This is a genomic window from Methylobacterium sp. WL119 (assembly GCF_008039875.1).
GTDB lineage: Bacteria > Pseudomonadota > Alphaproteobacteria > Rhizobiales > Beijerinckiaceae > Methylobacterium.
On the sequence record NZ_VRUU01000171.1, the window covers coordinates 1 to 5366 of the forward strand.

Annotated in this window: 3 protein-coding genes; 2 read left to right on the forward strand and 1 reads right to left on the reverse strand. The window is 64.0% G+C overall.

The window, feature by feature from the left end:
* Window positions 1-87: 87 nt before the first annotated feature.
* Window positions 88-1623: an ISL3 family transposase gene (locus FV227_RS27580; protein WP_147860373.1), complete on the reverse strand. Its 1536-nt coding sequence runs from the start codon at window positions 1621-1623 to the stop codon at window positions 88-90.
* Between the two features lie 387 nt (window positions 1624-2010).
* Between FV227_RS27580 and FV227_RS27585 the strand changes: the two genes are divergently transcribed.
* Both FV227_RS27585 and FV227_RS27590 read left to right on the forward strand, forming a co-directional pair.
* Window positions 2011-3447, forward strand: a complete 1437-nt coding sequence (locus FV227_RS27585) for an IS1182 family transposase (RefSeq protein WP_147860371.1) — start codon at window positions 2011-2013, stop codon at window positions 3445-3447.
* Between the two features lie 399 nt (window positions 3448-3846).
* On the forward strand, window positions 3847-5325 hold the full coding sequence (locus tag FV227_RS27590) for a PAS domain-containing methyl-accepting chemotaxis protein (RefSeq protein ID WP_147860372.1): 1479 nt from the start codon (window positions 3847-3849) through the stop codon (window positions 5323-5325).
* Window positions 5326-5366 lie beyond the last annotated feature (41 nt).

Here is a 5366-nt window from a genome sequence, read left to right on the forward strand (position 1 = left end):
GGTTCAAACCTGGGTTGATCCGCATTTCTGGTGCTGACGGGTGATTGAGAGCTGATGGGTAGAGTTGCACCGGCTCCTGGCTGTTGGTCATGCCACATGAAGCACCCGCTGCTGCAGGAGGTCGAAGCCGGCACGACCGTACATTTGCCGCTTGATCAGCTTGAGGCGGTTGACCTGACCTTCGACCGGCCCGTTGCTCCAGGGCTGCGTGATCGCCGCTCGTACGACATCGAGATTCTGGCGCAGGCCGGCAGCGAAACCGCACAATCCCGTTGCTGCTGCCGCGTCCAGCCAGGGCTCCAGCCCCGCTGGATCGTCCTGTCGCAGCGGATCGGCGAAGGCCCGCACGTGGCTGGCCGTGATCCCAACCTCCGGAGCCGCCTCACACAGTGCGTCGATGAAGGCGCGCTCGTCGTGGGCGAGCTTGGTCGGATCGCTCGCCAACAGGCGCGTAGTCCGGCGCGTCGAGGGCGTGTGCCGCAATCGAGAGCGATCCGGTGCGGTCTCTCGCCGTTGAGCGATCCAGCGTCGAACGATATCGACACCGCCACCGAAGCCCCGCGCCCGCAGTTCCCGGTGCAAGGCGGCGCCGCTGCGGAGCCCCTCCTGCCAACGGGCTTCGGCAAGGCTGCGATGCTGGTCGAGCAGACTCGGTCCCGGCGCTCGGCGATACGGAACGAACGTGCCGGCCCGCAGGTAGCTGTGCACCGTGTTGCGGGCCAGTCCGGTCCGGTGCGTGATCTGCAGGATCGGTAGACCCTCCGCATGAAGATGCAGGACATCGTCGAAGCGCCTACGGCGGTTCTCGCTCGGTTGCGAGAGAGACGGCGCGGGAGCGGGCACGGCTGGCATGCTACCGGAAGAAGACCGAAGTCCGGCCGCCTGCTGGATCTGTGTCTGGCGGCGCGCAACGACGGAACGGAGGGCTTCGGAGGCATTGACCAGAAGGTGCCAGCGGTCGGCGACCTGGATGGCAGCGGGGGCGCCGCTGCGGGCGGCCTCGGCGTAGGGGCCTGCTCGGTCCCGGCTGACGACGGCGATGCTCGGATGCGCCGAGAGCCAGTCCCTGACTGGAGCGGACGAGCGGCCCGGCAGCAGAGCCAGAACGCGACGACGTTCCAGATCGCACACGATGGTGCCGTAACGTCGCCCGCGCCGCCAAGCCCAGTCGTCGATGCCCACCAACCGCGGAGCCGGGTAGGCCCGCGGTGGGTGGCGGCGGATCAGGCGCAGGACGGTATCGCCGCTCACCGGCATGCACAGCCGCCGCGAAAGACGGGCTCCGGCCTCGCCGCCCAGCACCATGCCGATCTCGGTCTGCGCCTCGGACAGACGCTCTGTCCGGTTCGCCTTGGATCCCATCAAGCCCGGGATGCGCTCGACAAAGATCCGGCCCGGGCAATGGCTGCACCGGAAGCGGCGCACCTGAACGTGCCACGTGACGGCCCGGTCCTGCCACGGCAGGTACTGAATCGTTCGCCAGTAGCGGCTATGGACCCGGGAAGAGGCGTAGCCGCATGTGGGACAGACCGCCTGCGCAGCGGTGGTCCTGGCAAGAAGCAACAGCCCGGACGGGTCGAGGGTCAGTTCATCGATGTGCAGCCCATCGGGCACTGTCGGCAGCGACGGGTTCGAGATCGGCATCCGACGCCTCCTCGGTCTTGGTGAGGATCAACGTCCAAAAGCACGGTTCGACTCCCGCAGCACCAGAAGCGCGGATGAACCCAAACCTGACGCTTGGTCCCCACCTGTGAAGTCCGCAACGGGTGGAGGCTGTGTGAAAAGAGGACGCCAAGCTGGGGATGTCCGGCCGCTTGGGAGAGCGGCGGGCAGGCTTTTTGCCCCCCCATCCCGATCGTTGCAAGATCGCAAGGAAGCTCAAAGAAATCTGCGACGTCGATCGTTCGATCCCTGGATCTGAAATCTTCGACAGACAATCAGCAATTTATGGCAACATATATTTAATTTGATAATTTTTGTGTTAGACTTAGCCTCTAGCGGAGACCCGGGATGACACGCTTTGTCCAAGCTGCAGATTGTCACCAGGTTGCCCTGCTTCCTGATTGCCTGGACGATTACGTCACGCAAGATAATCCAGCCCGCGTCGTCGATGCGTTTGTCGACGAATTGGATCTCGCAGCACTCGGCTTTGCCGGCGTGACGCCCGCCGCCACCGGTCGACCCGGCTATCATCCCGCGACGCTATTGAAGCTCTACCTGTACGGCTACTTGAACCAGATCCCGTCCAGCCGGCGCTTGGAGCGGGAGGCTGGCCGCAATGTCGAACTGATGTGGCTGATCGGCCGCCTCGCACCCGACTTCAAGACGATCGCCGACTTCCGACGCGAGAACGGGGATGCGCTTCGCGCGACCTGTCGGCACTTCGTGATGCTCTGCCGGCAGGTCGGTCTCCTGGCCGGAGGCGTCGTGGCCGTCGACGGCAGCCGGTTCAAGGCCGTGAATACGCGCGACCGGAACTTCACCCCGGCCGCGGTCCGCAGGCGCATTGAGCAGGTCGAGACGAGTATCGTGCGCTACCTCGCGGCCCTCGATACCGCCGACCGTCAGGAGGCCGAGGTGACAGAGCTTCGAACCCCACGCCTGGAGGAGCGGCTCTCTGCACTCCGGGATCGGCTGCGCGCGTTGCAGGCGATGGAGACGCTCGTCGAGGCCGCGCCGGACCGACAGATCTCGCTGACCGACCCCGATGCACGGGCCATGGCGACGAACGGTAAGGGCACCGGGCTCGTCGGCTACAACGTTCAGGCCGCGGTGGACACGAAGCATCACCTCGTCGTCGCCCATGAAGTGACCAACGTCGGCCACGACCGAACCCAGCTCGCCAATATCGCGGGGCAAGCTCAGGCCGCCGCGGGCGAGGAAGCCATCCAGGTTCTGGCGGATCGGGGCTACTTCTCCGGTGAGGAGATCTTGGCCTGCGACCGGGCGGGGATCGCGGTCACCCTGCCAAAGCCGATGACGTCCGGCGCGAAGGCCGAGGGCCGATTCGGCAAGCAGGACTTTGTCTACCAGGCGAGCGACGACACCTATCGCTGCCCGGGGGACCAGACGCTGACCTATCGCTTCGAGAGCATCGAGAACGGGATGACCCTACGGCGGTACTGGACGTCGGCCTGTTCGAATTGCCCGATCAAGACCTCCTGCACGCCCGCCGAGCAGCGTCGCATCACGCGTTGGGAACACGAGCACGTGCTGGAAGCCGTCCAGCGCCGGCTCGACGAGAACCCGAACGCGATGCGTGACCGCCGCCAGACGGTCGAGCACGTCTTCGGCACCCTGAAAGCCTGGATGGGAGCGACCCACTTCCTGACCCGGGGGCTGAGGAACGTGGCCGGTGAGATGAGCCTGCAGGTTCTTGCCTACAACATGAAGCGGGTGATCGCGATCCTCGGTGCCGGCCCGCTCATCGCAGCCATCCGAGGCTGAAAGCCCGGTCCCTTTGGGCCTTGCGCTGTCAGGTCCGTCCAGTCCGCAAACGCGTTCTCACACAGCCTCGGTGGGAAGCGGACCCTAACTCTTCGCCCGGAAGCGGACGTTCCGCCTGTGATCCAACTCGTTCACGATGCTGTATGGATTGGTTTCACGCCAGCAGACGTTCGATGGCCACGTTGTCGGTCAATCGGACCATCCGAAGGGCGGATCGGCATGAAGCGCAGGCAAATACAACCTGCGGTTAGGCAATCGTAGACGTTGGCGTTGATTGTCTTCCATTCCACAAAGCGTCCCCGATCTCGGACAAGTGATTGTCGATTGGGGGGCTGTTTAACTGATTTTAACCAATTAATGATCAATTAGATTCGATTTTATCAATTGATAGGCCGAGCCGTGTTCGCACTGAGCAATAACGACGCTAAAGCGACTCTGGATGCGGTCGGCTTGTCGCAAGCGATCATCGAGTTCCGGCTGGACGGGATCATCCTGACCGCCAACCCCAACTTTCTCGACGCCATGGGCTACAGCTTGGCCGAGATCCAGGGCCAGAATCACAGCTTGTTCGTTGAGGCGTCCGACAGAGACAGCGCCGAATACCGCGCATTTTGGGATGCTCTGCGCTGCGGGACCTACAGGGCCGCCGAGTTCAAGCGCATCACCAAGGGCGGGCGTCAGGTCTGGATCCAGGCGAGCTACAACCCCGTTCGAGACCGGTCCGGTCGTGTTTTCAAAATCGTCAAGATCGCCACTGACATCACCGGACAGAAGCTTCGCGCGCTGGACAGCGATGGTCAGATCGCTGCCCTACACCGCTCGCAGGCAGTCATCGCCTTCGACCCAACCGGCACGGTCCTCGACGCCAATCAGAACTTCCTCGATGCCGTCGGCTACCGGCTTGAGGAGATTCAAGGCCGTCATCACAGCCTGTTCGTGGATGACGTCGAGCGGTCGGGCATGGTCTATCGCGGCTTCTGGGACCGGTTGAAAGGCGGCGAGTTTGCCGCTGGCGAGTTTCGCCGCATCGCCAAGGGCGGCCGTGAAGTCTGGATCCGGGCGACCTACAACCCGATCACCGACTCGAACGGGACGGTGCTGAAGGTCGTCAAGTTCGCTACCGACATCACCGAACAAGTGCAGCACCGGCAGCGCAGGGTCGAGGCGCAACGCGCAATCGGTGCGGATCTCGACGCGATTGGCTCCGCGGTTGAGGCCGTGACGCGGCAGACGGCCGATGCCGTCGGAACAATCGGACAGGTCTCAAGCGACGTCCAAGCCATGGCTTCGGGTTCGGAGGAGTTGTCGGCCTCCGTTTCCGAGATCAGTCAACAGGTAAGCTACGCCGCGCGAATGGCCGGTGAGGCGGTCGAGCAGGCGCGCCACACTGCTGGTATCGTTGAGGGCCTGAGCGAGCAGGCGGCCCAGATCGGCGACGTAATCACGATGATCCAGGGCATCGCCTCGCAAACTAATCTTCTAGCGCTCAACGCCACGATCGAGGCGGCGCGGGCTGGCGTGTCCGGTAAGGGCTTCGCAGTCGTGGCTGCCGAGGTGAAGGCTCTGGCCGCACAGACCGCCAAGGCGACCAATGAGATCCGGGTGAAAATCGCCGCTACCCAGGCGGCCACGTGCGAGGCTGTGAGTGCAATCGGTTCGATCCAGAGCACGATCCGAGCACTGAACGAGGTGTCTGCAGCGATTGCTGCGGCGGTTGAGGAGCAGTCGGCCGTCACCCGTGAGATGTCGGGCAGCATGCATACGGCAGCTCAGGGGGTGACGTCGATCGCTAGCGGCATGGATGCGATTGCCCGTGCGAGCGAGCAGGTCGACACTGCGACGCGCCAAGTGCGCGAAGCTGCGAGAGCGGTAGGTTGAGGTGATGGACGGCGATCCGTCGCGCTCCTCGCATCCCCACG